Source organism: Paraburkholderia lacunae, from assembly GCF_003353175.1.
Lineage (GTDB): Bacteria > Pseudomonadota > Gammaproteobacteria > Burkholderiales > Burkholderiaceae > Paraburkholderia > Paraburkholderia lacunae.
Genome location: NZ_QHKS01000001.1, coordinates 122,473 through 147,459 on the forward strand (window position 1 = coordinate 122,473; position 24,987 = coordinate 147,459).

25 protein-coding genes, 2 tRNA genes and 1 pseudogene are annotated in these 24,987 nt (G+C 62.6%); 19 read left to right on the forward strand and 9 right to left on the reverse strand.

Features of this window, described 5'->3' with window-relative positions; genetic code table 11:
• Positions 1-45: 45 nt before the first annotated feature.
• The 7 genes from ribD to DLM46_RS00620 all read left to right on the forward strand — a co-directional run bounded on the left by ribD (position 46) and on the right by DLM46_RS00620 (position 5,932).
• Positions 46-1,191, forward strand: a complete 1,146-nt coding sequence (ribD, locus tag DLM46_RS00590; protein ID WP_115098786.1) for a bifunctional diaminohydroxyphosphoribosylaminopyrimidine deaminase/5-amino-6-(5-phosphoribosylamino)uracil reductase RibD — start codon at positions 46-48, stop codon at positions 1,189-1,191.
• Positions 1,192-1,207: 16 nt separating this feature from the next.
• The gene (locus tag DLM46_RS00595; protein ID WP_115098787.1) at positions 1,208-1,855 is read left to right on the forward strand and encodes a riboflavin synthase; all 648 of its coding nucleotides are present in this window, start codon (positions 1,208-1,210) and stop codon (positions 1,853-1,855) included.
• 98 nt (positions 1,856-1,953) lie between these two features.
• A complete protein-coding gene (locus DLM46_RS00600) occupies positions 1,954-2,136 on the forward strand; it encodes an NAD(P)-binding domain-containing protein (RefSeq protein ID WP_208866222.1) in 183 nt (60 codons plus the stop codon).
• Positions 2,137-2,434: 298 nt separating this feature from the next.
• On the forward strand, positions 2,435-3,571 hold the full coding sequence (gene ribBA, locus DLM46_RS00605; protein WP_115098788.1) for a bifunctional 3,4-dihydroxy-2-butanone-4-phosphate synthase/GTP cyclohydrolase II: 1,137 nt from the start codon (positions 2,435-2,437) through the stop codon (positions 3,569-3,571).
• A gap of 49 nt (positions 3,572-3,620) precedes the next feature.
• Entirely contained in the window at positions 3,621-4,127 is a 507-nt protein-coding gene (gene ribH / locus DLM46_RS00610; protein WP_115098789.1) for a 6,7-dimethyl-8-ribityllumazine synthase, read from the forward strand.
• The gene (gene nusB / locus DLM46_RS00615; protein WP_115098790.1) at positions 4,124-4,558 is read left to right on the forward strand and encodes a transcription antitermination factor NusB; all 435 of its coding nucleotides are present in this window, start codon (positions 4,124-4,126) and stop codon (positions 4,556-4,558) included. Before ribH ends, nusB begins: the two co-directional genes overlap by 4 nt.
• 177 nt (positions 4,559-4,735) lie before the next feature.
• On the forward strand, positions 4,736-5,932 hold the full coding sequence (locus DLM46_RS00620) for a pyridoxal phosphate-dependent aminotransferase (RefSeq protein ID WP_115098791.1): 1,197 nt from the start codon (positions 4,736-4,738) through the stop codon (positions 5,930-5,932).
• A gap of 150 nt (positions 5,933-6,082) precedes the next feature.
• On the opposite strand, the gene DLM46_RS00625 is transcribed toward DLM46_RS00620, so the two are convergent.
• Positions 6,083-7,261 (reverse strand): lytic transglycosylase domain-containing protein, encoded by a 1,179-nt coding sequence (locus DLM46_RS00625; RefSeq protein WP_115098792.1) that lies wholly within the window; start codon positions 7,259-7,261, stop codon positions 6,083-6,085.
• Positions 7,262-7,869: 608 nt separating this feature from the next.
• On the opposite strand from DLM46_RS00625, the gene DLM46_RS00630 reads away from it, so the two are divergent.
• Entirely contained in the window at positions 7,870-9,438 is a 1,569-nt protein-coding gene (locus tag DLM46_RS00630; protein WP_115099238.1) for a UbiD family decarboxylase, read from the forward strand.
• Between the two features lie 51 nt (positions 9,439-9,489).
• Positions 9,490-10,167, forward strand: coding sequence for a LysE family translocator (locus DLM46_RS00635; protein ID WP_115098793.1), 678 nt, complete (start codon positions 9,490-9,492; stop codon positions 10,165-10,167).
• A gap of 100 nt (positions 10,168-10,267) precedes the next feature.
• Here DLM46_RS00635 and DLM46_RS00640 read toward each other — a convergent pair whose 3' ends face one another.
• Together DLM46_RS00640 and DLM46_RS00645 are read right to left on the reverse strand one after the other, a co-directional pair.
• Positions 10,268-11,233, reverse strand: coding sequence for a threo-3-hydroxy-L-aspartate ammonia-lyase (locus tag DLM46_RS00640; protein WP_115098794.1), 966 nt, complete (start codon positions 11,231-11,233; stop codon positions 10,268-10,270).
• 243 nt (positions 11,234-11,476) lie between these two features.
• Positions 11,477-11,779, reverse strand: a complete 303-nt coding sequence (locus tag DLM46_RS00645; RefSeq protein ID WP_115098795.1) for a hypothetical protein — start codon at positions 11,777-11,779, stop codon at positions 11,477-11,479.
• A 775-nt stretch (positions 11,780-12,554) separates the two neighbouring features.
• Here DLM46_RS00645 and DLM46_RS00650 point away from each other — a divergent pair.
• From DLM46_RS00650 to DLM46_RS00665, 4 genes are all read left to right on the forward strand, one after another.
• The gene (locus tag DLM46_RS00650; protein WP_115098796.1) at positions 12,555-13,475 is read left to right on the forward strand and encodes a Rossmann-like and DUF2520 domain-containing protein; all 921 of its coding nucleotides are present in this window, start codon (positions 12,555-12,557) and stop codon (positions 13,473-13,475) included.
• A gap of 77 nt (positions 13,476-13,552) precedes the next feature.
• Positions 13,553-13,873 (forward strand): EthD family reductase, encoded by a 321-nt coding sequence (locus DLM46_RS00655; protein WP_115098797.1) that lies wholly within the window; start codon positions 13,553-13,555, stop codon positions 13,871-13,873.
• Between the two features lie 198 nt (positions 13,874-14,071).
• Positions 14,072-14,635 (forward strand): YggT family protein, encoded by a 564-nt coding sequence (locus DLM46_RS00660; RefSeq protein WP_115098798.1) that lies wholly within the window; start codon positions 14,072-14,074, stop codon positions 14,633-14,635.
• A gap of 86 nt (positions 14,636-14,721) precedes the next feature.
• A tRNA-Gly gene (locus DLM46_RS00665) sits at positions 14,722-14,795 on the forward strand.
• A gap of 203 nt (positions 14,796-14,998) precedes the next feature.
• Here the strand turns inward: DLM46_RS00665 and DLM46_RS00670 are convergent.
• A complete protein-coding gene (locus tag DLM46_RS00670) occupies positions 14,999-15,430 on the reverse strand; it encodes a hypothetical protein (protein ID WP_208866223.1) in 432 nt (143 codons plus the stop codon).
• Positions 15,431-15,804: 374 nt separating this feature from the next.
• Here DLM46_RS00670 and trmB point away from each other — a divergent pair, with 374 nt between their 5' ends.
• A complete protein-coding gene (trmB, locus tag DLM46_RS00675) occupies positions 15,805-16,584 on the forward strand; it encodes a tRNA (guanosine(46)-N7)-methyltransferase TrmB (protein WP_115098800.1) in 780 nt (259 codons plus the stop codon).
• A 196-nt stretch (positions 16,585-16,780) separates the two neighbouring features.
• Here trmB and DLM46_RS00680 read toward each other — a convergent pair whose 3' ends face one another.
• The 3 genes from DLM46_RS00680 to DLM46_RS00690 all read right to left on the reverse strand — a co-directional run bounded on the left by DLM46_RS00680 (position 16,781) and on the right by DLM46_RS00690 (position 18,645).
• Positions 16,781-17,617, reverse strand: a complete 837-nt coding sequence (locus tag DLM46_RS00680) for an undecaprenyl-diphosphate phosphatase (protein ID WP_115098801.1) — start codon at positions 17,615-17,617, stop codon at positions 16,781-16,783.
• Between the two features lie 76 nt (positions 17,618-17,693).
• Positions 17,694-18,287: a DUF1439 domain-containing protein gene (locus DLM46_RS00685; protein ID WP_115098802.1), complete on the reverse strand. Its 594-nt coding sequence runs from the start codon at positions 18,285-18,287 to the stop codon at positions 17,694-17,696.
• A gap of 79 nt (positions 18,288-18,366) precedes the next feature.
• Complete coding sequence (locus DLM46_RS00690; protein WP_425273958.1) at positions 18,367-18,645, reverse strand: YkgJ family cysteine cluster protein; 279 nt, start codon at positions 18,643-18,645, stop codon at positions 18,367-18,369.
• A gap of 300 nt (positions 18,646-18,945) precedes the next feature.
• On the opposite strand from DLM46_RS00690, the gene hemN reads away from it, so the two are divergent.
• Both hemN and DLM46_RS00700 read left to right on the forward strand, forming a co-directional pair.
• The gene (hemN, locus tag DLM46_RS00695) at positions 18,946-20,331 is read left to right on the forward strand and encodes an oxygen-independent coproporphyrinogen III oxidase (protein WP_115098803.1); all 1,386 of its coding nucleotides are present in this window, start codon (positions 18,946-18,948) and stop codon (positions 20,329-20,331) included.
• 106 nt (positions 20,332-20,437) lie between these two features.
• Positions 20,438-20,522, forward strand: a tRNA-Leu gene (locus tag DLM46_RS00700).
• A gap of 312 nt (positions 20,523-20,834) precedes the next feature.
• On the opposite strand, the pseudogene DLM46_RS40015 reads toward DLM46_RS00700, so the two are convergent.
• A pseudogene (locus DLM46_RS40015) lies at positions 20,835-21,041 on the reverse strand (phage portal protein); the annotation flags it as partial.
• A 145-nt stretch (positions 21,042-21,186) separates the two neighbouring features.
• Here DLM46_RS40015 and DLM46_RS00710 point away from each other — a divergent pair.
• Complete coding sequence (locus DLM46_RS00710; protein WP_115099240.1) at positions 21,187-21,618, forward strand: STM2901 family protein; 432 nt, start codon at positions 21,187-21,189, stop codon at positions 21,616-21,618.
• The gene (locus DLM46_RS00715) at positions 21,618-21,971 is read left to right on the forward strand and encodes a DUF1493 family protein (protein ID WP_115098804.1); all 354 of its coding nucleotides are present in this window, start codon (positions 21,618-21,620) and stop codon (positions 21,969-21,971) included. The genes DLM46_RS00710 and DLM46_RS00715 overlap by 1 nt, the downstream gene beginning before the upstream one ends.
• A gap of 475 nt (positions 21,972-22,446) precedes the next feature.
• Here DLM46_RS00715 and DLM46_RS00730 read toward each other — a convergent pair whose 3' ends face one another.
• Complete coding sequence (locus DLM46_RS00730) at positions 22,447-23,832, reverse strand: amino acid permease (protein WP_115098806.1); 1,386 nt, start codon at positions 23,830-23,832, stop codon at positions 22,447-22,449.
• A 214-nt stretch (positions 23,833-24,046) separates the two neighbouring features.
• Between DLM46_RS00730 and DLM46_RS00735 the strand changes: the two genes are divergently transcribed.
• On the forward strand, positions 24,047-24,979 hold the full coding sequence (locus tag DLM46_RS00735; protein ID WP_115098807.1) for an alpha/beta fold hydrolase: 933 nt from the start codon (positions 24,047-24,049) through the stop codon (positions 24,977-24,979).
• Positions 24,980-24,987: the final 8 nt, after the last annotated feature.

Consider the following 24,987-nt stretch of genomic DNA (forward strand, 5'->3'; position numbering starts at 1 on the left):
ACCGAAGCTAACCACAGCCTAGTCACCGTACCCGACCGGACACCGATGTTCTCGCAAACCGATTTCGTCCATATGGAACGCGCGCTCGCGCTGGCCAAGCGCGGCATGTACACGACCGACCCGAATCCGCGCGTCGGTTGCGTGCTCGTCAAGAACGGCGAAGTGATCGGCGAAGGCTTCACGCAACCGGCCGGCCAGGACCATGCCGAAGTCCGCGCGTTGAAGGACGCGCGTTCGCGCGGCCACGATCTGCGCGGCGCGACGGCCTACGTGACGCTCGAGCCGTGCAGCCATTTCGGCCGCACCCCGCCGTGCGCGAGTGCGTTGATCGAGGCGCAGGTCGAGCGTGTGGTCGCGGCGATGGAAGACCCCAATCCGCAGGTCTCCGGACGCGGCCTCAAGATGCTGCGCGACGCCGGCATCGAAGTCCGTTGCGGGCTGCTCGCCAACGAAGCGCACGAACTGAACATCGGTTTCGTGTCGCGCATGACGCGCGGGCGCCCGTGGGTGCGCATGAAAGTGGCGGCGTCGCTGGACGGCCGCACCGGCTTGCCGTCGGGCGCCAGTCAATGGATCACCGGCGAGGCGGCGCGCGCCGACGGCCACGCGTGGCGTGCCCGCGCGTCGGCGATTCTGACCGGCATCGGCACCGTCAGGGAAGACGATCCGCGCATGACCGTGCGCGCCGTCGACACGCCGCGCCAGCCGCAACGCGTGCTGATCGACAGCCAGCTCGACGTGCCGCCTGAAGCGAAGATTCTGGCCGGCGCGCCGACCTTGATCTTCTGCGGCAATCTCGATCAGCGTCATGCCGAGCGCGCCAGCGCGTTGCGCGATCGCGGCGCGGAGATCGTGCAACTGGCGAACGCGGCCGGCAAGGTCGATCTGCCCGCCATGCTGAAAGTGCTTGGCGAGCGCAGCGTCAACGAACTGCACGTCGAGGCGGGCTACAAACTGAACGGCTCGCTGTTGCGCGAAGGCTGCGTCGACGAACTGCTGGTTTATCTCGCCCCGAGCCTGCTCGGCGCGGATTCGATGAGCATGTTCAATCTGAGCGCGCCTGACACGCTGGAAGGCCGCGTGCAACTGAACTTCCACGCGGTCGACCGGATCGGCGACGATCTGCGGATTCTCGCGCGCTTCGTGCCACACGCGCAGGCTGCGCCGGCGCCCCAACCTACTTCGAATTGATCAAGGAACCAGCACGATGTTTACAGGAATCGTCGCGGCAGTCGGCCGCATCGAATCGGTCAAACCCCTCGCTCACGACGGCAAAACGGACGGCGATGCGGGCGTACGCCTGAACGTGGAAGCAGGCGGCCTCGACCTCGACGACGTGCAACTCGGCGACAGCATCACCATTCAGGGCGCCTGCATGACGGTGGTGGCGAAAACGGCGCATTCGTTCGAAGTCGACGTGTCGCGCGAAAGCCTGAACTGCACGGTCGGCTTGGGCGAGCCAGGCGAAGTCAATCTCGAGAAGGCGCTGCGCGCGCATGACCGGCTCGGCGGTCATATCGTGTCAGGGCACGTGGACGGCCTCGGCACGGTCACGCATTTCGCGCCGGTCGGCGAGTCGCATGAGCTACGCGTTGTAGCGCCGCGCGAGATCGGCCGCTATCTGGCGTACAAAGGTTCTATCACTGTCAACGGCGTGAGCTTGACCGTCAACGCGGTTAAAGATCGCGACGACGGCTGCGAGTTTTCGATCAACCTGATTCCTCACACGGTTCAGGTGACCTCGCTGAAGCATCTGCACGAAGGCTCGCAGGTGAATCTGGAGGTCGATCTGATCGCGCGGTACGTGGAGCGGATGCTCGCGTCGTCTCAGGACGGTTACAAGCCCCTGAAGTAGTTCAGTTTTTGGCGAATCGACTGTCTACCGTCGTTTCACCAAAACCAGCCAGATCTACGCTTTGGTGACGGTATACCGTTGTCTTTCCTGAACCGGAGGTGTCCGGCGGCCGCCGCGCGATCTTCTATTCGGGCGACGACAAGGACGCCAAAACGACGGTTCGCTCGCTTATCGAACAGACAGGCTTTTTTGCAGTCGATCTCGGTGCGCTGGATGTGGGTGGCCCGCTGGCTTCGCTGCCATTCGGTCCTCTGGCCGGAGTCGGCTTCGTCCAGGTATGAGGCGATAACGACATTCGGCATGACGCACGGATGTTCAGGACCGGAAAGTGCAAACGCCATCCTCTGCTGCGCGGATGGAGCGCATGCTGAACGCGCCGAAATGATCCCGGAGCCCCCTGCCGCGCAGGGGCCGAGCGGCGCCCTGCCGCCCAACCCGCTCATGCGCTCATCGTTTTATCGAGCATACAGGCTGGCTGCGAGCCGTCGCCAGTCGGCCAAACGGCCTATGCCATCCGTCGCAGGCGACTTGAGGGCGCGCGTGGCGTAAAATACGCGCTTTCCCGAAAATCTCGCCAACATGACGCTCGCCTCCACTCCAGAGATCATTGCCGAACTGAAAGCAGGCCGGATGGTGATCCTCGTCGACGAAGAAGACCGCGAAAACGAGGGCGATCTCGTGATCGCCGCCGAATTCGTCACACCGGAAGCGATCAATTTCATGGCCCGCTACGGTCGCGGCTTGATCTGCCTCACGCTCACGCAGGAACGCTGCAAGCTGCTGAACCTGCCGCTGATGACCTACCGCAACGGCACCCAGTACGGCACGGCGTTCACCGTCAGCATCGAAGCAGCCGAAGGCGTGACCACCGGCATCTCGGCGGCCGACCGCGCCCGCACGATCGCCACGGCGGTCGCGCCGGACGCGAAAGCCGAACATATCGTGCAGCCGGGCCACGTGTTCCCGATCATGGCGCAACCCGGCGGCGTGCTGGTGCGCGCCGGCCACACCGAGGCCGGTTGCGACCTCACCGCGCTGGCGGGCCTCACGCCGGCCGCGGTGATCTGCGAAGTCATCAAGGACGACGGCACGATGGCGCGCCTGCCGGACCTGATGGAATTCGCCAAAGAGCACGGCCTCAAAATCGGCACCATCGCGGATCTGATCCACTACCGCAGCCGCACCGAATCGATCGTCGAGCGCATTTGCGAGCGCACCATGCAAACCGCGCACGGCGCGTTTCGCGCCGTGATGTACCTCGACCAGCCGAGCGGCCAGCCGCATATCGCACTGGTGCGCGGCACGCCGAAGCCTGACGAGGACACGCCGGTGCGTGTGCACGAGCCGCTGTCGGTGCTGGATCTGCTCGAAGTCAGCGAATCCACCCACTCGTGGACGCTGGATGCGGCAATGAAGGAAATCGCCCGGCGCGACCTTGGCGTGATCGTCCTGCTGAACTGCGGCGATTCGAAGGATCATCTGATCGACGTTTTCAAAGCCTTCGACTCGAAAGAAAAAGCCGAGGCGCTCAAGCGCCGGCCGATCGACTTCAAGACTTACGGTATCGGCGCGCAGATTCTGCGCGAACTCGGTGTCGGCAAGATGCAGGTGCTGTCGAACCCGCGCAAGCTGGGCAGCATGTCCGGTTATGGTCTCGAAGTCACCGGTTTCGTGCCGATGCCGGGTAGCGCCGCACAGGTACCGCATCAAGGCTGATCCGGCCCATCACGCGCTCAGCGCTTACTCAAAACACTACGGACTTCACATGGAAATCGGACAATACCAACCGAATCTCGACGGCGACGGACTGCGCATCGGCATCGTCCAGGCGCGTTTTAACGAACCCGTTTGTAACGGCCTCGCCGATTCTTGCATCGAAGAGCTCGAACGCCTCGGCGTCACCGGCGAAGACGTGCTGCTGGTCACCGTGCCGGGCGCGCTGGAAATCCCATTGGCGCTGCAAAAGCTCGCCGAAAGCGCGCAATTCGACGCGCTGATTGCGCTGGGCGCGGTGATTCGCGGCGAGACGTACCACTTCGAACTGGTGTCGAACGAAAGCGGCGCGGGCATCACGCGTATCGGCCTCGACTTCGGCATCCCGGTCGCCAACGCCGTGCTGACCACCGAAACTGACGAGCAAGCCGTCGCGCGTATGACGGAGAAAGGCCGTGACGCCGCGCGCGTGGCGGTCGAAATGGCGAATCTCGCGGTCGCGCTCGAGCAGCTCGGCGGCGACGACGAGGAAGAAGACGAAGAAGAGGAAGAGGCATGAAGAGCGCACGCCGACGCTCCCGCGAACTGGCCACGCAGGGGCTTTACCAGTGGCTGCTGTCGGGCTCGCCCGGCGGTGAAATCGACGCGCAACTGCGTGGCGCGCAAGGTTTCGACAAGGCCGACCACGAACATCTGGACGCCATCCTGCACGGCGTGATCCGCGATTCGGAGGCATTGTCCGCCGATATCGCGCCGTGCCTCGACCGCCCGATCGACCAGCTCTCGCCGGTCGAACGCGCGGTGCTGCTGGTCGCCGCGTTCGAGTTGAAGAATCACGTCGACATCCCCTATCGCGTGGTCATCAACGAAGCGGTCGAACTGGCCAAAACGTTTGGTGGCGCGGACGGCTATAAGTACGTCAACGGCGTGCTGGACAAGCTGTCGGCGCAACTGCGCGTCGCCGAAACGCAAGCGGCCCGCAAGCCTTGAGCGTGAGGCGCATGAACTTAAGCGCCTCGTCGGCAACGCCGCAGCGCAGCCGGCGGCCCGAACGCCGGGTGGTACGCCAAACCGCCGAACGCCGGCTGCTCGCAAGGACAGCGCTACGTTCATGAACGCATGCGCCGCGCGCCGTCCCGCTTTTGCTTCTGAACTGGATTTGATCGCATGAATTCCGTGACCGAACCTCTGGTGCGGCTCGCTGCCCGCGTGGACGCCATCCAGCCTTTCTACGTGATGGAACTGGCCAAGGAAGCCGCGCTGCTCGAGCGCGATGGGCGCGACATCATTCACATGGGAATCGGCGAACCCGATTTCACCGCGCCCGAGCCGGTCATCGAGGCGGCCGCCAGTGCACTGCGCCGCGGTGTCACCCAATACACCAATGCCCTCGGCATCCACGCGCTGCGCGAAGCGATTTCGGCGCACTACGCCGAAGCCTACGGCGTCAGCGTCGATCCGGCGCGAATCGTCGTCACGGCGGGGGCGTCAGCCGCGTTGCTGCTGGCATGCGCGGCACTGGTCGATCGCGACGACGAAGTGCTGATGCCCGACCCGTGCTATCCGTGCAACCGGCATTTCGTGATCGCCGCCGAAGGTAAGCCGGTGATGGTGCCGAGCGGCCCGGCCGAACGTTTCCAGCTGACCGCCGCCGATGTCGAGCGTCTGTGGAACGAGCGGACCCGAGGCGTGCTGCTGGCGTCGCCGTCGAACCCCACAGGCACCTCGATTGAACCGGCCGAACTCGAGCGCATCGTCAAGGCCGTACGCGCACGCGGCGGCTTTACGATCGTCGATGAAATCTACCAGGGCCTGAGCTACGACGCGAAACCCGTCTCGGCGCTGTCCTTCGGCGAGGACGTCATCACCGTGAACAGCTTCTCGAAATACTTCAATATGACCGGCTGGCGTTTGGGCTGGCTGGTGGTGCCGCCGGCGATGGTCGGCGCATTCGAAAAGCTCGCACAGAATCTGTTCATCTGCGCGTCAGCGCTTGCGCAGCACGCGGCGCTCGCCTGTTTCGAACCGCAAACGATCGCGATCTATGAAGCGCGCCGCCTCGAATTCAAACGCCGCCGCGACTTCATTACGCCGGCGCTGGAATCGCTGGGCTTCTCGGTGCCGGTCATGCCTGACGGCGCGTTTTACGTGTACGCCGATTGCAGGACGGTCGCGCACACTGCCGCCGGCGACAGCGCCGCGCTGACCAAGGCGATGCTGCACGATGCGGGCGTGGTGCTGGTGCCCGGCATGGACTTCGGCACGCATGCGCCGAAGGAGTACATCCGGCTCTCGTATGCCACCGCCTATCCGAAGCTGGAAGAAGCGGTCGAGCGGTTGGCGAAGCTGTTCGGGCTGCATTGATCGACCGGGCGCATGGAGCGGCTAGAGGCTTCGTGGAGCCCGATGGGTTATTACCCGGGCGCAGCAAGAGCAACCCCAAACGAAAAAGGACACCGCAGTGTCCTTTTTTATTGCAGCCGCTCTCGCGTCACGCCAATCGGGTCAACAACCTCAAGCGCCCAACTCCGACGCCGACGCCACATGCTTGGGGTTGGAGCTGACGTCGTCCTGCGCGGAAGCAGGCGCCTTCGCCGACGTTGCCTCGCTCAGCGCATGGCTGTTATCGAGGGTGACCTGCACGCGCTTGCCGTTACCCGCTGCCGCAGCCGTCGCCGCGGTCGATGCGGTCAGAGTCGGCGCCTGCGGCGCATTGATCGGCACCTTGCGGCCACGCGCCACATCGCGAAGACGGCCACGCTCGGCCATTACCTTGGCGCCGTAGCCGCCGTCGTCCGGCGAGGTCGAGCCAACATACAAACGCAAACCGCCGGGCAGCGAGCCGCCGCGTGCGATGCAATCCTTCAGCACCAGCGCACCCACCTTGATGTTCGCGAGCGGTTCCAGCGCCGCGCTCTGGCCGCCGAAATACTGGAATTTGTCCGAATGCACTTTGGACATCACCTGCATCAGGCCCTGCGCGCCTACGCCGCTCTCGGCATAGGGGTTGAAGCCCGATTCGATCGCCATCACGGACAGCAGCAGGAGCGGATCGAGCCCGACTTCGCGGCCGGTGTCGAACGCTGCTTTCACGAGTTCGCTGACCGGCTCCTGAGCGACGCGATAGCGCCGCGCGAGATACGACGAAACCAGATCCTGTTCACGGCTCGATACCAGCACGCGATCGTCGCGTGCGTCGGCCGAGACGCGCTGCTTCGGAATCAGCCGCGCCAGCGCGCCGACGCTCTGCATGGAGCGCGGGTCGAGCCCGTTCAGTGCAGCCACACCCATACCGGCCGTGCCGCTGCCGTCGAAAGCGCCGTCGAAGCTGGTGTTGCTGACGGCGACGCCGTTGTTGCCGTTGTTCGAACCGCTAGCGGTTTCGTTGCTGGTCGAATTCGCAGACAGCGAATCGTCGGAGGACGCACGGTTGGGCGGTCCGAAAGCCGGCAGCGGATTGCCCTGCAGCAGACGGGCGGGACCGGCCTGCACAGCGGCCGAAATGACCGGCATCAACTTGGCGGCGAGCGTGCCGCGCCAAGCCGGCATCAGCCACAGCGCGAGTGCCAGCACGACGGCGAAACCGCCGACGATGCTGAACAGGTGATGACTCATTCGCGTCCCGCGACGCAACGCACCACGCACAACTTGCGCGATACGCTCATCGGGACGCCACGATAACCAGGCGTTCATTCAGATCTCCCATGTTGCATGATCCGCGAACTCCGCCGCTGCAACAGGCGGTACCGCACATTCGCAGAGTCAAGACATCGCGCGCTCTGTCTGGTTAGGGCAGCAGCGACGTCGGGAAAACGGCAAATACCGTTTGGGGAGCCATCTTGTAAAGATGGCCGGCGGCATGCCAAAAAACATGCAGGCGGAGGCTCCCACGCGAAAAACCAGCGTCAGTTGACGCTGGCGAGGACTTCATCAAGGCCGTCAAATACCGTGCAGGGGGAGCGGTAAACGGTGACGCGTTGCGTCTGAAGGGACCGGGGGCGGTGATAAAAAAGGTTCACGCCCTGCAACCAATGTGGACGGATTCTATGCAGGGTTTTATAGATCGTCAACACTATGGATAGGTAAAAGTATAACTAATTGTAATAATGAACAGTGTTCAGCGCGTGGAGAACCGCGCGGTGCGCGCCTCTTCAGCTATCTCGATTCCTCTCTGCCAGCTAGGCCATTTGGTCGATCTACGTGCGTCAGTCAACACAGGTAAAATCGACAACCGTTTTGGCGCCGCAAAGCCCTGCCGCGCTCTTCACTTCAGCCGCTCGCGCGGCACTGAACCCGACCAGATGAAATACAAAGACCTGCGCGACTTCGTCGGCCGTCTCGAGGCGATCGGCGAGCTGCGCCGTATCCCGCAATACGTCTCGCCAATCCTGGAAATGACCGAACTGTGCGATCGCGTGCTGCGCGCCGGCGGTCCGGCCTTGCTATTCGAGAGCAAGCAGGAGCATGCGTTCCCGGTGCTCGGCAACCTGTTCGGCACACCGCGCCGTGTCGCGCTCGGCATGGGCATCGACGCGCAAGCCGGTGAAGGGGATGGCGCCGCGCTGGAGTCGCTGCGCGACGTCGGCCGCCTGCTGTCGGCGCTGAAGGAACCGGAGCCGCCCAAAGGGCTCAAGGACGCCGGCAAACTGTTCTCGCTCGCAAAGGCTGTTTGGGACATGGCGCCGAAGACAGTCAGCGCGCCGGCCTGCCAGGAAATCGTTTGGGAGGGCAACGATGTCGACCTCGCGAAACTGCCGATTCAGACCTGCTGGCCGGGCGATGCAGGACCGCTGATCACGTGGGGCCTGACGGTCACGAAAGGCCCGAATAAGAGCCGCCAAAACCTGGGCATATACCGCCAGCAGCTGATCGGGCGTAACAAACTGATCATGCGGTGGCTCGCCCATCGGGGCGGCGCGCTCGATTTCCGCGAGTTCGCGCTACAGAATCCAGGCAAACCGTACCCGGTCGCAGTCGTGCTCGGCGCCGATCCGGCGACCATCCTCGGGGCGGTCACACCGGTGCCCGACACGCTCTCCGAATACCAGTTCGCCGGGCTGCTGCGCGGCGGGCGCACCGAGCTCGCCAAATGCATCACGCCAGGCGTCGATACCTTGCAGGTGCCGGCGCGCGCCGAGATCGTGCTCGAAGGCTTCATCTATCCGCAGGAAGGTGCGCCCTCGCCTGCTCCGGCCGGCGCGCCGCCGCGTCCTGTCAAGGGTGCCTCGGCCGCGTACGAACACGCGTTGGAAGGCCCGTACGGCGACCACACGGGTTACTACAACGAACAGGAGTGGTTCCCCGTCTTCACGGTCGAGCGCATCACGATGCGGCGCGACGCGATCTATCACTCCACCTATACCGGCAAGCCGCCCGACGAACCCGCCGTGCTCGGCGTCGCGCTCAACGAAGTGTTCGTGCCGCTGTTGCAGAAGCAGTTCACCGAAATCACCGATTTCTATCTGCCGCCCGAAGGATGCAGCTACCGGATGGCGATCGTGCAGATGAAGAAGAGCTACCCTGGCCACGCCAAACGGGTGATGTTCGGCGTGTGGAGCTTCCTGCGGCAATTCATGTACACGAAGTTCATCGTCGTGGTCGACGAGGACGTGAATATTCGCGACTGGAAGGAAGTGATCTGGGCAATCACCACGCGCATCGATCCGGCGCGCGACACCGTGCTGGTCGATCGCACGCCGATCGACTATCTGGATTTCGCATCGCCGGTGGCGGGTCTCGGTTCGAAGATGGGACTCGACGCCACCAACAAATGGCCCGGCGAAACCGATCGCGAATGGGGCCGCCCGATCGTGATGGACGACGCGGTCAAACAACGCATCGACACGCTTTGGAACGAGCTGGGGCTGTAAAGCGAGCCTGCAAAGCAATGAATAACAAAAACTGATGGAGCAGTTGCGAGAATGCACGCGTTTTCAATGATGTCGGACGGCTTCTTTCTGTCGTTGTCGTTGTGTCTGGATATCGGTCTCGTCAACGTCGCGATGATTTCGCTGACGCTGTCGCATGGATTCAAACCGGGCTTCTGGCTGGGTCTCGGTTCCTGTATCGGCGATCTGATCTACGCGGCGCTCGCGCTCGCGGGCATGGCGGCGCTGTTGCAGTTCGAGTCGGTACGCTGGATCGTGTGGGTCGGTGGCGCCGCGATTCTGCTCTTCCTCACCTGGAAGATGGCGCGCGAAGCCATGTTCCCGGCATCGGCGCCGCCGGTTGCGGGCGAGGCGGATGCGCATCCACCGCATCGGTCCGCATGGCGCGGTTTTCTGCGCGGCGTGTTGCTGGCGGTATCGTCGCCGTCGGCGATTCTGTGGTTCGCGGCAGTCGGCGGCGCGCTGATCGCGAAAGCCGGTGCGACCAGCGTGACCACTGCGCCGGTGTTCCTCGGCGGCTTCTTTCTCGGCGGCCTGTGCTGGACGATCTTTATCTGCGGACTCGGCAGCCATGGACGCAAACGCGCCGGCACCGGCCTGCTGCGCGCCTGCCACGTGCTGTCGGCACTATTGTTCGCCTACTTCTCGTATAGCGTAATCGTCAACGGATATCGCGATCTGATCGTGCAAACCGCGCACGCGGCGAGCTGAGAAAACGGCTCGCATCGGCGAGCCGTCTTCCGTTGTTCCAGAGCACCCAAGCCGCGGCGTGATACGCATCAGTGCCTATCACGTGCCTATCAGGCGCCTGTCAAGCGAGATACTGCGCCAGCTTCGCCAGATCGACGTTGCCGCCGCTCACCACTACGCCCACCCGCTTGCCCTTCACCGGGACGATGCCGTTGAGCACTGCGGCCGCGGCAAGGCAGCCCGTCGGCTCGACCACGATCTTCATGCGCTGCGCGAAAAAGCGCATCGTCTCGACCAACTGCTCGTCGCTGACCGTTTCGATTCGCGCGACCAGCTTCCGGATGATCGCGAACGTGTAGTCGCCGAGATGGGTGGAGGCGGCGCCGTCGGCGATCGTGCGCGGCGCATCGATATGCACGATCTCGCCGCGCGCGAGCGACTGCTGGCCGTCGTTGCCTGCTTCGGGCTCGATACCGATCACCGTGCACGCCGGGCTCAAGGCCGCCGCCGACAACGCGCTGCCGCCAAGCAGCCCGCCACCGCCGAGGCAAACGAACAGCATGTCGAGCGGTCCGGTTTCTTCGATCAGTTCCTTGACCGCCGTGCCCTGCCCCGCGATCACGTGCGGATGGTCGTACGGCGGAATCAGCGTCATGCCGCGCTCTTCGGCGAGCCGCCGGCCGATCTCTTCGCGACTCTCCGTGTAGCGGTCGTAACCGATCACTTCACCGCCGTAGCCCTTGGTTGCGGCGACTTTGGCGGCGGGCGCGTCATGCGGCATGATGATCGTCGCGCGGATGCCGGCGAGGCGCGCCGACAAGGCAATCGCCTGTGCATGATTGCCCGACGAATACGTCAGCACACCTGCTGCGCGCTGCTGCGCATCGAAATGCGAAATCGCGTTGTAGGCGCCGCGAAACTTGAACGCGCCCATGCGCTGAAAATTTTCACACTTGAAGAACACGGACGCGCCCGTGCGCTCATTGAAAGTGCTCGACGTCAGAACGGGAGTGCGGTGTGCGACGCCTTCGAGACGCGCCGCGGCGTCGAGTACGTCGTCGAAAGTGGGGGCGGGAAGCGCTTGCATCGGCAAAACTCTCCAGAGCGGTGGCTAAACAGCCATTCTCCCAGCTTCGACAACGCTATGGAATGTTACTGCTGTGGCGTGCTGCGGCGGCCTTCGGCCATCAGGACTGGAGCAGCGTCGTGGCAAAACACAAACGGCGTAACCCGGCAATCAAGCCGGCGTTACGCCGTCAGCAACTCATCGAACAATCAACAGGCTACGTTAAAGGAACTGTGGGAGCACGAACCACTCTTCCGCACACGATCAGCGACGATAGTAACCATGCCCGTAATAACCGTGGCGGTAATAGCCACGGTGGTAGTAAGGACCGCCATAGCCGTAATAACCACCCACGACCACAGGCGCCGGCTCGTAATAGACCGGCGGAGCGTAAACCACCGGCGGAGGCGGCGGCGCGTAATAGACGGGCGGCGGCGCGGCATAAACCGGATAAGCCGGCGCGATTGGAATGCCGATACCGATACCGACGGAAACATGAGCCTGAGCAGCAGTGGCGAGCCCCACACCGAGTGCTGCGGCAACGACAAACGGAATGATCTTTTTCACTTCTATTCTCCTGACGCGGCCCACTGGGGTCGCCGACTTGCATGCTTTGCATCCTTTGCATGCTACAAAACCAATGTATCGAAAAAGCCAGCGAGTATCCGTTCACATTTGTTGCAAATTGCAATCGGTAGCAATGGGTCGCAAGCGACGCTCGCATGACGCGGCGCAATCGGGTGACGTAGTGGGCTGAAAACCAAGGCGTTAGGCGGGTCCAACGGGGAGCAACAGGCCGCCTTAGGGGTCCCGGCGCGCCATGCACTGACTTGTCAGTAATCTTTGATTACAAATTAGCTTCAATCCTGACGGCCCAGATGAAAAAATGCCCGGCGCAAGCGCACCGGGCATTTCTTACTTCGAGCGGGCGACGCTATCAGCCTACTTTCACATAGGCGAATTCTCTGGAGACGTTGGGTGGGACGTATGCGCCGCTAATGCGCACGCGAGGGGTCAAGCGCTTCTTCTGATCCCACCAGCGACGGCGCTGCGAGTGCGTCAAGAACCGCAAGTGCTTTCGGTAAGAAAAAATATTCATCGTTACCTCCCGAATCTGACTGCGAGACGAAAAACCCAGAACTGCAACGGCCCAACCGAATCATCAGGAAATTGTGAGCAGTTTTTGAGCCCGCGGGGCGCGCATCGCCGGATGACCGGCCGGCCGCGCCATATCACGCGCAAACTGATCTGAGGAAAGCGGTCGCCCGGCCGCGCCACCGGCGGGCGGATGCGCGATACTTCAGCTTTCCCGTTTCACATGTCTCATCTGGAGCAGGCAACCATGTCCCAGCCCTCTCTGCCGCGTCTCGGTTTCATCGGTGCGGGCCGGCTCGCGCGATGTCTCGCGCACGGCTTCTCTCGCGCCGGCTATCCGGTCACGGCGGTGGCAAGCCGCACGGTAGCCTCGTCCAACCGGCTCGCCAGTCAAATCCAGCATTGCGCGGCATTCGACGATCCGCAACAGGCCGTCGACGCCGCCGATATCATCTTTCTAGCTGTTCCCGATGACAGTATCGGTACGACAGCACACACATTGCGTTTCGTCTCTCCCGCCAAAGCACTCGTTCATTGCAGCGGCGCCTCGCCGGTCGAATTGCTGACGCCGGCGCGCGACCAGGGTGCTGCGATCGGTGGATTTCATCCACTGTACCTGTTTAGCGGCGATCTCGCCGATCTGGAACGCATCGCCGGTTGCTCGGTCACGATCGAGGCCGACGGCGCGCTCAAGGAAGCGCTGACGGCGCTGGCTGTCGCGTTGCGCTGCCACCCGCTATCGATCCCGGCAGGCGGGCGCATGCTATATCACGCCGCCGCGCACTACGCGGCCAGTTTCGCGCTGTGCAGCCTCGCCGAATGTGTCGCGCTGTGGCGCACGCTGGGTTTTGCGGAAGACGACGCGCTGCGCGCCCTGTTGCCGATGCTGGCCGGCACGATCGAAACCGCTCGCGACAAGGGCCTGCCGAATGCGCTGGCGGGTCCGGTATCGCGCGGCGACACCGGTGTCGTGGAAAAGCAGTTGGCGCTGCTGGAAGGTCTGGGCGGCGATCATGCCGCGCTGTACGGTTTGCTGTCCCGGCGCGCAGTGGGACTGGCGGAGCGGCGCACCACGCCGCCTGCTGCGATCGACGCGATCGCCGAGGCCGTCGAAGAATCTCTCAGCCGTTCGCTGAATCAGGCCGCAGCAGGTGCAAGCGTCAAGTAAGCCGTGATAATGTGACGACCGGCGCCGCGCGCAATCCGCAGGCGCCGCGCATCGGGACCAACAGACGAGAACGCACAATGATCAAGGTCAGCATCCTCTATCCGTACCGGGAAAACGGCCACTTCGACGTGGACTATTACTGCGCCACGCACATGCCGCTTGCGGCCAGGCTGTTCGGGCTGTCGCTCAAGGGTTGGTCGGTCGACGTCGGCATCAACGCCGGGCCGCCGGGCACGCCGCCGCCGTATGTCGCCGCGGGACATTTCCTGTTCGACAGCCTGGACGACTTCTACACGGTCTTCAAGCCGGCTTCGGAGCAGTTGGTCGCCGACATTCCCAATTACACGGACGGCGGCAACGGCACGATTCTGATCAGCGAGATCAAGATTTCGCGGTAATTCGCGGCTCGACGATCCGCTTTGCCTGAACACTGAACACCGAACACCACGCTATTGCTTCACCGCGCCACCGCTTGGGACACGCCTGCCCCGCGGATACGGCGCATGAAAGCCCAATGAACATGCCGGCGCGCCAATCGGTCAGCGCCGGCAACCGGCGGCCGATCGCGGCCGTCATCAGAAGGATAAGGACACGAGATGTTTGGCGATATCGCCCGTTTTCTGCTCAATACCGTTTTTACGCTGTTCGGCGCCGCGCTGCTGCTGCGCGCATGGCTGCAAGTCGTGCGCATGCCGCCGTACAACCCTGTGACGAACGCGGTGCTGCAAGCCACCAACTGGATCGTGCTGCCGCTGCGGCGCATCCTGCCGAGCACGCGCAATCTCGACTGGGCGAGCATCGTCGCGGCCCTGATCGCCGCGATCGTCTATGTGGTGCTGATGGTGTGGCTCACCGGCGCCGATCCGCTCACGCTGTTGCCGACCTTGCTGATCGTCGCAGTGCTGACGCTCATCAAATGGGCGCTCAACCTGATCATCTGGCTGACGATCCTGATGGCGCTGCTGTCGTGGCTCAATCCGCGCTCGCCCGCCATGCCGATTCTGTATCAGCTCACCGCGCCGTTCCTGAATCCGCTGCGCCGCGTGGTGCCGCAACTCGGCGGTATCGACCTGTCGCCGATTCTGCTGTTTGTGATTGTGCAGGTACTGTTGATGGTAGTGACGCGCGCCGCCGTTCAGTTGACTTACTTCGTGATCTGAAAAGGCGCTCAGCGTGTAGTAGGGACCCGGGTGGCAGCAACGCGATTTGCGCAAACCACCCGTTCCCGAGTAAAATTGTGCGCTCTGCGGGCGTCGTATAATGGTAATACCCTAGCTTCCCAAGCTAGAGCCGTGGGTTCGATTCCCATCGCCCGCTCCAGATGCTTTCCAGGTTAGGCGGTTCCTGCCGATTGGCCAGGCCGCATAGCAGAAATAGCGAGAAATAGAGAAGGTATCTGCCCAGCCGCACTGCCCTCCTGCTGCATGTATCTCCGCTCGTCGTCCCAAGAAGTGAGTTGAGTTGCGCGAAAGCGCGCTGAACGATGCCACATTCAATGCGCCAATCGCCGCGCAAACTCGCACTTACTTTGTCACCTTCTCCACAGCCTTGATGAGCTTGAATTGGCCTTTGTCCAAGGCGTAGTAGTACGTGCCGCTGCCTGACTCGTTCCTGCTTCCGTGAACCACGATCAACCGGCTGTTGCGCCGGAACTCGATCGGCTCCTGAACATTCACGTCCCAGCAGCACACAGTGAAAGGCACCCACGTGACATGACCGGTTTTCGCATCGATTGCCACGCTCGACAAGCAGGACGCCCCGCAGCCCCAGCTTGCCAGCACATAATGTCCGGCGAAATTCGGCTTCTGATGACTGGCCTCGCGGATACGGGTTGCGTATTCCTTGTCGTCCACGGAGACGAGCCGCACCTTTGCCGCTTTGCCGGAAAACGTGCCGCCGCCCGGAAAATCCTCGAGGCGCGGCATATTCGCATCAACAGCGCGCGCGGCATTCAAACAGCAGATCGCGGAAATAAAGCCTATCCATAGAAACTTTCGCATTTTTCAATACCAGTCAGGTCTTTCCCAAAATGCCCGAGCCGATGCCGCAGACCGTCTATTCCGAGCCGCTCTTCGAGCCATCCGCCGTCTGGACGCACCCTTTTCGGTTGTGCTACCTTACGCGCACTTGCAACGCCCGCTCCACCTTCTGCTGAGCTTTCAGCTGAATCCAGCACGAGCCGCCTCCATGAAGGCGGCTTTTTTGTAGTGGCGGCGATCTGGCGTAGCGTCCTGTGCGAGCGGCGGCCCATGCCGCATGACCGCGCGGACCGCGCCTCACGGCACGCCATGCAGCCTCGAAGCCCCTCACCCTTGTAGCAGCATCGACGATGATCCACGATCCAAACGACGCCGGCCTGCCGGACAACCTCCCGCCGACCAGTGAAACCGAAGGCGAACCCGCCGGCCACGACACCCCCACGGAGGAAGCGCTGCATCGGCGCCGCATTCGCAGCTTTGTCACACGCGCCGGCCGCGTATCGACCGGCCAGCGCCGCGCGATGGATGAACTCGGTCCGCGTTTCGTCGTGCCGTTCACGCCGCAGCAGCCCGACTGGAACAGCGTGTTCGGCCGCGCGGCGCCGCGCGTGCTGGAAATCGGTTTCGGAATGGGCGCGACCACCGCGGAAATCGCCTCGCATCGTCCGGACGACGATTTTCTGGGCGTCGAAGTGCACGAGCCGGGGGTCGGCGCGCTGCTCAAGCTGATGGGCGAGCAAGGCTTGTCGAACATCCGCATCATTCAGCACGATGCCGTCGAAGTGCTCGAACAGATGATCGCCCCGGACAGCCTCGACGGCGTGCACATCTTCTTTCCGGACCCGTGGCACAAGGCGCGCCACCACAAGCGCCGGCTGATCCAGCCGAAGTTCGTCGCCCTGCTCGTCTCGCGTCTGAAGCCGGGCGCGTATCTGCATTGCGCAACCGACTGGCAGAACTACGCCGAACAGATGCTCGAAGTGCTGGGCGGCGAGCCCGCGCTGAAAAACTCCGCCGATGGCTACGCGCCGCGCCCCGAATACCGGCCGGTAACGAAGTTCGAGCGCCGCGGGCTGCGGCTCGGACACGGCGTGTGGGATCTGGTCTTCAGGAAATGCGGCGCGGCGTAACAACGCTAGATAACGCGTTGGCCAAAGAAAAAAGTCCGCAATTCGTCAACTGCACCCCAAAGGTTGGACACCGGTCCAACCTTTGGGGTGTTTTTCATGACGAAGTACAGCGATCTGTTGAAGCTCAAGTTGGTGAAGCAGTACTTGGTTAGCGGCGTCGGAACGCGAGAGCATGCTGATCGACACAGCTAAAAGCTCAGTCCGTCCAGCTCAACGCTCCGCTGTAGCCCACCAGCAGAACCAACAGCCCGAAGCCGATGCGATACCACGCGAACGCGGTGAAGTCGTGCGCGGCAATATAGCGCAGCAGCCAGCGCACGCATGCGAAAGCGCTGACGAAGGCGGCCACGAAGCCGAGCGCAAAGCTGCTGAGCGCGTCCGTAGAGAGCACGTGCCAGCTTTTGTAGAGCTCGTAAGCCGTAGCGCCGAAAATGATCGGAATCGCGAGGAAGAATGAAAACTCCGTGGCGACACGCCGGTCGAGGCCGAACAGCATCCCGCCGATAATCGTCGCGCCCGAGCGCGACGTGCCCGGAATCAGCGCGAAACATTGAGCGAGACCGACTTTCAACGCGTCCAGTGGGGTCAAATCATCGACGCTGTGCACGCGCGCCGCGGCGCCGCCGCCCGCGCGTTGCCGCGCCTCCGCCCACAGGATCGCCACGCCGCCCACCACCAGCGCGAACGCGACCGGCACTGGAGAAAACAGCGCCGCCTTGATGGCCGTTTCGAACAGCAACCCGAGCACGACCGCCGGAATCGTCGCGATGACCACGTTCAGCGCGAAGCGGCGCGCGTCGGGCCGGCTCGGCAAGCCGGTTATCACGCTGCCGATACGGCGGCGAAATTCCCAGCAGACGGCCAGAATCGCGCCGAGCTGGATCACGACATCGAACGTTGTCGCGTGTTCGTCGGTGAAATCGAGCAGACTGCCGACGACGATCAGATGGCCGGTGCTCGACACCGGCAAAAACTCCGTCAACCCTTCGACGACGCCCAGAATCAGCGCCTTGCACGCTATTAGCCAATCCATCCTTGACCCTCATCGCTGTAGATAGTCGAAGCAGGGCCAGCGATGCAGCGCGCGGCCCCGCCGGCCGCACGCGCCGTCATTTCTCGACGATTTGCACGCGTATGCCGTTTGTAAGGATGGTGATTGTACCGGGTTCGTAGTTCACGCCGGCGAATTGCAGCTGTTCGGGTTTGAAGGTGTAGATGGGATAGTTGGTCAGCAACTGCGTGGCGAGCAGCGCGGCGGCGGCATTGATCTGTTGCGTGTAAGCCTGCGCCTGGCCGCTCACGCTCACGTTGTCGACGTTCGGCGACTTCAGCACGACCGACTTGCTGGCGGCGTCGTAGGCCAGTTCGCTCGACAGCGTGAATACGCCGTCGACCGGCTGCTGCATGAACGGGCTGGCGAGCCGCGCATCGAGCTTCACCGACACGCGGTTGGCGTCCGGCAGAAAGCCCACGACCGGATTCATCAGCGCGACATCGAACACCTGCGAAACCGTGCGCCGATACGGAAATTTGCGTTGCACCGCGTCCTGCACCTGCTGCTGCGAGAACGTGTAATGCGACGGGATGAACGGAAAAATCGACGTCGCGCAGGCGCTCAGCGACATCGTGATACCCATCGCCGTGCAGCCTGTCAGCGCTGCTAGCAGGAAGCGGCGCCGGGCCGGCGCAGCGAATCGAGTCATGCGAAATCTCCTGTGGATGCCTTCTCGAGCATGCGTTTGCGTTGTGCAGGATTGCGTGGCTGCGTGCTCCCGCGTCGTACTACTGGCTGCGCATTGCCGGTCGAGTTTGCGTTTCAAGTTGGGTGAGCCACGCGAGCGCTTCTTCGCGGTTCGTGCCGCACATGTCCATCTGCGGTTGCAAGCCGGAACAGCACGCCGGACGTTCTGGCTGGCCGAAGATAGCGCAGCGCAAATCGTCGCCGAGCTGCACGCAGCGCACGCCCGCCGGCTTGCCGTGCGGCATACCCGGAATCGGACTCGAAATCGACGGCGCGATACAGCACGCGCCGCAATCGGGACGGCACGCGTGACCGTCCACGTGAAACGGAGACTCGCGCTTCACGACGTTGTTCGCCCCGCTTTTCACCCCGCTTGTCTCCCAATCGCTCACGACACTTTTCCTGAACTCGAACATGTGCGGCACATCACCAAGACCCGCATTGTGCCATCGCCTCACATGCGACCTTTTTACACAATCTGACCTACGAGGGCTCACGTAAACTCGACGCATACGAAAGGCCACGCTCAAGAGGCGCCCGCGCTGTCCGATCCGGTCCGGTATCTTGCCAGGGCGCCGGCTCCTGCCTCTTCCACGGTGGCCGTCAGACCCGAGCCTCTCATGACCACCGCCGACACGCTCTTCCGCCCCGATCTGCTCGCCAAATACAGCGCGAACGGTCCACGCTATACGTCCTATCCGACCGCCTTGCAGTTCCGCGACGAGTTCGATCCCGCCGACTATTTACGCGCCGCCGCCGACCCGGGTGCCTCCGCCACCGATCTCTCGCTGTACTTCCACATCCCGTTTTGCGACACCGTGTGCTTCTATTGCGGCTGCAACAAGGTCGCTACGAAAAACCGCGCGCACGCGCGTCCGTACGTCGAACGGCTGAAGCGCGAAATGGCTCTGCAGGCGGCGTATCTCGACACGCGGCGCCCGGTGTCGCAACTGCATTGGGGCGGCGGCACGCCGACCTTCCTGTCGCACGACGAAATGGCCGAACTGATGACAGCCGCGCGCAGGCACTTCACGTTGCTGCCCGATGCCGAAGGCGAATATTCAATCGAGGTCGATCCGCGCGAAGCCTCGCCCGAGACCATCGCGCATTTGCGCGAGCTCGGCTTCAATCGGCTCAGTCTCGGGGTGCAGGATTTCGATCCACTGGTGCAGCAAGCGATCAACAGGATTCAACCGCTCACGATGACCGCGTCGGTCATGCAGGCCGCGCGCGACAACGGCTTTCATTCGATCGGCGTCGATCTGATTTACGGCTTGCCGCATCAAACTGTCGAAGGTTTCAGCCGCACGCTCGACACGATGCTCGCGCTCGCCCCTGATCGCCTGTCGGTGTTCGCTTACGCGCACATGCCGCAGCTCTTCAAGATGCAGCGTCAGATGGACCCGGCCACGCTGCCTTCGCCTGCCGTGCGGCTCGCGATCCTGCAACGGGTGGTCGAGCGCTTGACGGGCGCGGGCTACGTCTACATCGGCATGGATCATTTCGCGTTGCCTACCGACGAACTCGCGCGCGCTCAGGCACAGCGCACGCTGCATCGAAATTTTCAGGGCTACAGCACGCGTGCGGAATGCGATCTGATCGGCCTCGGCGCGTCGTCGATCGGCAAGGTCGGCGACGTGTATGCGCAAAACGTCAAGGATCTGCCCGGCTATGCCGCGGCGATCGACGCAGGCCGGCTCGCGATCACGCGCGGCGTGCGGCTCACCGCGGACGATCGTCTGCGCCGCGATGTGATCACGCAACTGATGTGCAATCTCGAGCTGCGCTTCGACGAATTCGAAGCCGCTCACGGGATCCGTTTCATCGATACATTTGCGCCGGAACTGGAACGCCTGCGCGGCTTCGAGGAAGACGGGCTGGTGTCGGTCGGCGGCAGCAAGCTCGAGGTGCGGATGGCCGGACGCATGCTCGTGCGCAACATCGCGATGGTATTCGACCGTTACCTCGGCCAGCACACCTTAGAGCGATTTTCCCGCACGGTCTGAAGACGGTGGAGGCTTCGATAGGGACCGGCTTGCCCGGCGTCGAAATTTCGGCCATAATCTGCGTCTTCGCCGCGCGCCATACCCTGACGCGTGCGCTGCAAGACCTGCCCAGGTGGTGAAATTGGTAGACGCAGGGGACTCAAAATCCCCCGCCGCAAGGCGTGCCGGTTCGATTCCGGCCCTGGGCACCAGAAACACTGCGCAACGCATTGATTTCATTAAAATTCCACATTCAATTGGCGTCAATCTGGCGTAACGGTTTTGTGCGCCGGACGCGGTCGCGTAATGTATCGCGTACGCGCGAGCGGACAGGCCGCCCTGCACCTTCCGTCAAAAGTTTTGCCCTGCGGAAAAAGGTAACCGGAGTAACCGGGCAAATAGAGTCAGCCTCAAAACCTTATCCAGCAACGCTCCCAGCGATCAGCGCAAAGGTAACCAAAGGGTAACTGAAGCGTAACCGGTTAGCTTTTCGCTTACCTCGGGTTTCCCTCGACGGCAATTGCTTATCCTGGACCGTCCGGTAGTTTGATCGAATACCGACTGAAGCGCACAACCTCGCCCCCGATCCCGTCATTGAGCTGCGCGAATCGACGCTGCAACGGTTCGATTTCGTTACGCCCGACTACCTCTGCGGCCGTGTCGGCCGCACCAATTCCGCCCGTATTGCTCGGTACGATCCCCATGAGCTGCGGCGGGATGCGATGCGCCGCGGGCCGCTGTATGCCCGGAAAACGCGCGCGTGGCAGCGGCGGCCGTCATCAAGCTAACGCCGCAATGAAAAGGGTATCCAGGCTAATTGGCAGTTGATTGGAGTTCTGTTACGTTTTCGCTCTACTTTCCAATGCGGAGTGGGACTTGAGCAACGTATACAGCTTCGGTATCCATAATGGATTAACACCCGCCCAGCTATTCTTCCTCGTTATGCTGGATGAATCGGCGAAGGAGATCGGCGTTGAGGATCTAGCATCGCTGGCCGCTGTAATCTCAGGTCTGCCGCTCGTGCCAACGCGTGCGAAACCGGGGGGCGCCACAAAGGGGACTTCGGTCGCATCGATAGTGTCTCGCACGCCGCTACCGTTCGAGATATGTCAAAAAATCCTGCCAACACTTACACTCGCCAGCGTAAGGAATCTCAAGATCATCTTTACACACAAAATTGGCGCCTTCGTTGGGCGCACAATCCCGGTCGTCGGAGAAGTGTTGCTCGCGCGAGATGCATGGATTATTTCGGTCAACACAGTTCATAACTACAACCGGCTCGTGCGACCAGAGGACAAGGTATTCTGATGGATAAGTTGTGGCCCGAGGTTGAAGCTTTCGTTCGCAAAGAGGCCGGCGTATCGGCACGCAAGCTCATTACGCCGTTAACCAGTCTGGAAGATGATCTGGATATCACAGGTGACGATGCGGGCGAGTTTATGGTGCGCTTCTTCGAGCACTTTCGCATCGAGGTGGGAGACTATGATTTCAACCGCTATTTCCTCACCGAGGGCTCTGGCGTGGCACTTCTGTTCACCATGTTTTCGAAGAAGCGGCGAGAAAGCCTCAAAAGAGTCCCCCTAACGGTAGGCATGCTCGTCAACGCGGTGCGGCTTAAGCGATGGGACTCAAGTCAGATCGAACTCTTGCACGACACGTAGCAGGGGTTGTTGGACGCCTCAAAATTGGAGCACCGTCATATGGCGGCCAATACGCCAAAGTTCCGACGTGATTCCGCTTGTGCGCTGGTGCAGGTGAGCACAGACATGGCAAGAAACAGGAACACTTGACTAAAAGATTCCAATGGACACTCCGCTTGTCATCTGCCTTCTCGAACAGTGGCACCAGTTTAATCACCCAGCGATGTAGCGTTGAATGATCGACCGCGATACCGCACTCGGCCATCATCTCTTCACGATTACGCAAACTGAGCTGGTGCGCTATCGCGCGGCGCAGATCCTGTCGATCGAGGGCATCGTGGCGGCATGAAGGGCGAGGCAGTCAAGCGAGTGACGGCCGCTCAGGTCGATGAATTCGGCTTTGCCGCTGACGTTGCGATGGCCGTCGAGGCAAACCGCATGGTCTGCGAAGTGCCAGGGCAGCAGATCGAGGCCCTGGCAGCTCCAACGGAGCGCCCTACCGCTGCGCCACCGGCACACTGCCATCCGCCGCAGCACGCCGGCATTTGAACGCGTAGCCGATCCACATCACGACCAGCCACGCCGGCACGAGCCATACCGATACCGACAAGCCCGGCGTCATCGCCAGAATCACGAGGATCAGCGCCATGAACGCAAGGCAGATCCAGTTGCTGACCGGAAACCAGAACGACTTGAACACCAGCGTCTCGCCCGCCGCGACCATCGCTTTGCGCGACTTCAGGTGCGTCAGGCTGATCAGCGCCCAGTTCAGCACCAGCGCGGCGACGACTAGCGCCATCAGCAGGCCGAGCGCTTCGGCCGGAATCAGATAGTTGACGATCACACAGGTAAACGTGGCGAGCGCCGACAAACCGATCGCCATGTACGGCACGCCGCGGCGGTCGACCTTCATCAGCGCACGCGGCGCATTGCCCTGTTCCGCGAGGCCGTAGAGCATCCGGCTGTTCGCATACACGCCGCTGTTGTACACCGACAGCGCCGCGGTCAGCACCACCACGTTGAGCACATTCGCGGTCAGCGTCGAGCCGATTTGCGAGAAGATCATCACGAAGGGGCTGCCGCCGGCGGCTACCTGATTCCACGGATACAGCGAGAGCAGCACCGTCAACGAGCAGATGTAGAAAATCAGGATCCGGTAGATCACCTGATTCACGGCCTTCGGAATGCTTCGCTGCGGCTTGTCGGCTTCGGCCGCCGTGATACCGATCAACTCCAGGCCGCCGAACGAGAACATGATGACCGCGAGCATCATGAACAGTCCGCGGAAACCGTGCGGGAAAAACCCGTCATGGCTCCAGAGATTGGTGATCGACGCCTGCGGGCCGCCGTGGCCGCTAACGAGCAGATAGCCGCCGAACAGGATCATGCCGATCACCGCTACCACCTTGACGATCGCGAACCAGAACTCGGTTTCGCCGTAGGCTTTGACGTTGGCGAGATTGATCGCGTTGATGCCGACGAAGCACACCAGCGCCGACACCCACGCGGGCACGCCCGGCCACCAGTAATGCACGTAGGTGCCGACCGCGGTCAGCTCGGCCATGCTCACGAGCACGTACAGCACCCAGTAGTTCCAGCCGGACAGAAAACCGGGAAAGTCGCCCCAATATTTGTAGGCGAAGTGGCTGAACGAGCCGGCAACCGGCTCCTGCGCAACCATCTCGCCGAGCTGCCGCATGATCATGAACGCGATGATGCCGCCGATCGCGTAGCCGAGAATCATCGACGGGCCGGCTGCCTGCAATACGCTGGCGGAGCCGAGAAACAAGCCGGTGCCGATCGCCCCGCCCAGCGCGATCAGCTGGATGTGACGATTCTTGAGCCCGCGCTTCAGGCCGTCTTGCTGCTGTGCACTATTCAAAATTGCGCTCCAGTGTATGGATATCGATCACCTGGTCAAACTTGTGGTTTGGCCCGGCAGAACCGCAAATTTTACAGCGGCCGATATTGCCTAAATACTGGGAGCAACCCGGCCCTTGGTTCCGCACCGCACTTAACGGCGACGATATTGATTGACAAGGCGTGCCGCTTCGGTATGTTGCCCTAGTCGAGGTTTCAGCCTTCGGAGATTCAACATGTCGCCCAAACGTCTGATTTGCGCTGCTGCTTTGTGTCTCTGGTTCGCTGGCACCGGCGCCCTGGCGCAAACCGCGGCGCCCGCTGTCGAGCCCGCCGCCGAACCGCCCGCCACGCCGGCCATGGACTCGCAGGAGCTCGAAGCGCCGGCCCCGGCACCCGTACCCGCCGCGCCGGCTCCAGCCCCGGCGGCGGCCGCCACGCCCCCCCCGCCACCCGCGGCGCCGATGACCGGCCCCGTGCGCAACGTCGTGCTGGTTCACGGCGCTTTCGTCGACGGGTCGAGCTGGAATGGCGTCGTCGCGAAGCTGCAGCAGAAGGGCTACCACGTGAGCTCGGTGCAGAACCCGCTCACGTCGCTCGCCGACGATGTCGCCGCCACTCGCCGCGTACTCGCGCGGCAGAATGGTCCGACCATGCTGGTGGGGCACTCATGGGGCGGTGTCGTGATCACCGAAGCGGGCGCGAACGCGCCGAACGTCGCGGGCCTCGTCTACGTGGCGGCGATTGCGCCGGACCTGCACGAATCGACCATGGATCTGATGAAACGCGCAGCGCCCATGCCTGCGGGCCAGGGCATCACCGCGGACGCGACCGGCTTCCTCTGGCTCGACCGCGGCAAGTATCACGCCGACTTCGCGGCCGACGTCCCCGAAAACCTCACGCGCGTGCTCTCCGCCGCGCAACAGCCGATCTCCGCGAAGGCGTTCAACGAGACCGTCAGCCAGGTCGCATGGAAAGAAAAGCCCGCCTGGTACGTGCTGACCACGAAGGATCGCGCCGTGTCGCCCGAAGTCGAGAAATTCATGGCCGACCGGATGCGCGCGAAGATCGTGCCGGTCGCATCGAGTCATCTCGCGCCGGTGTCGCATGCAGGCGCGATCGCCGACGTGATCGATCACGCGGCGAGAGAACTCAGCCGCCAGCAATAGCGGCGCTT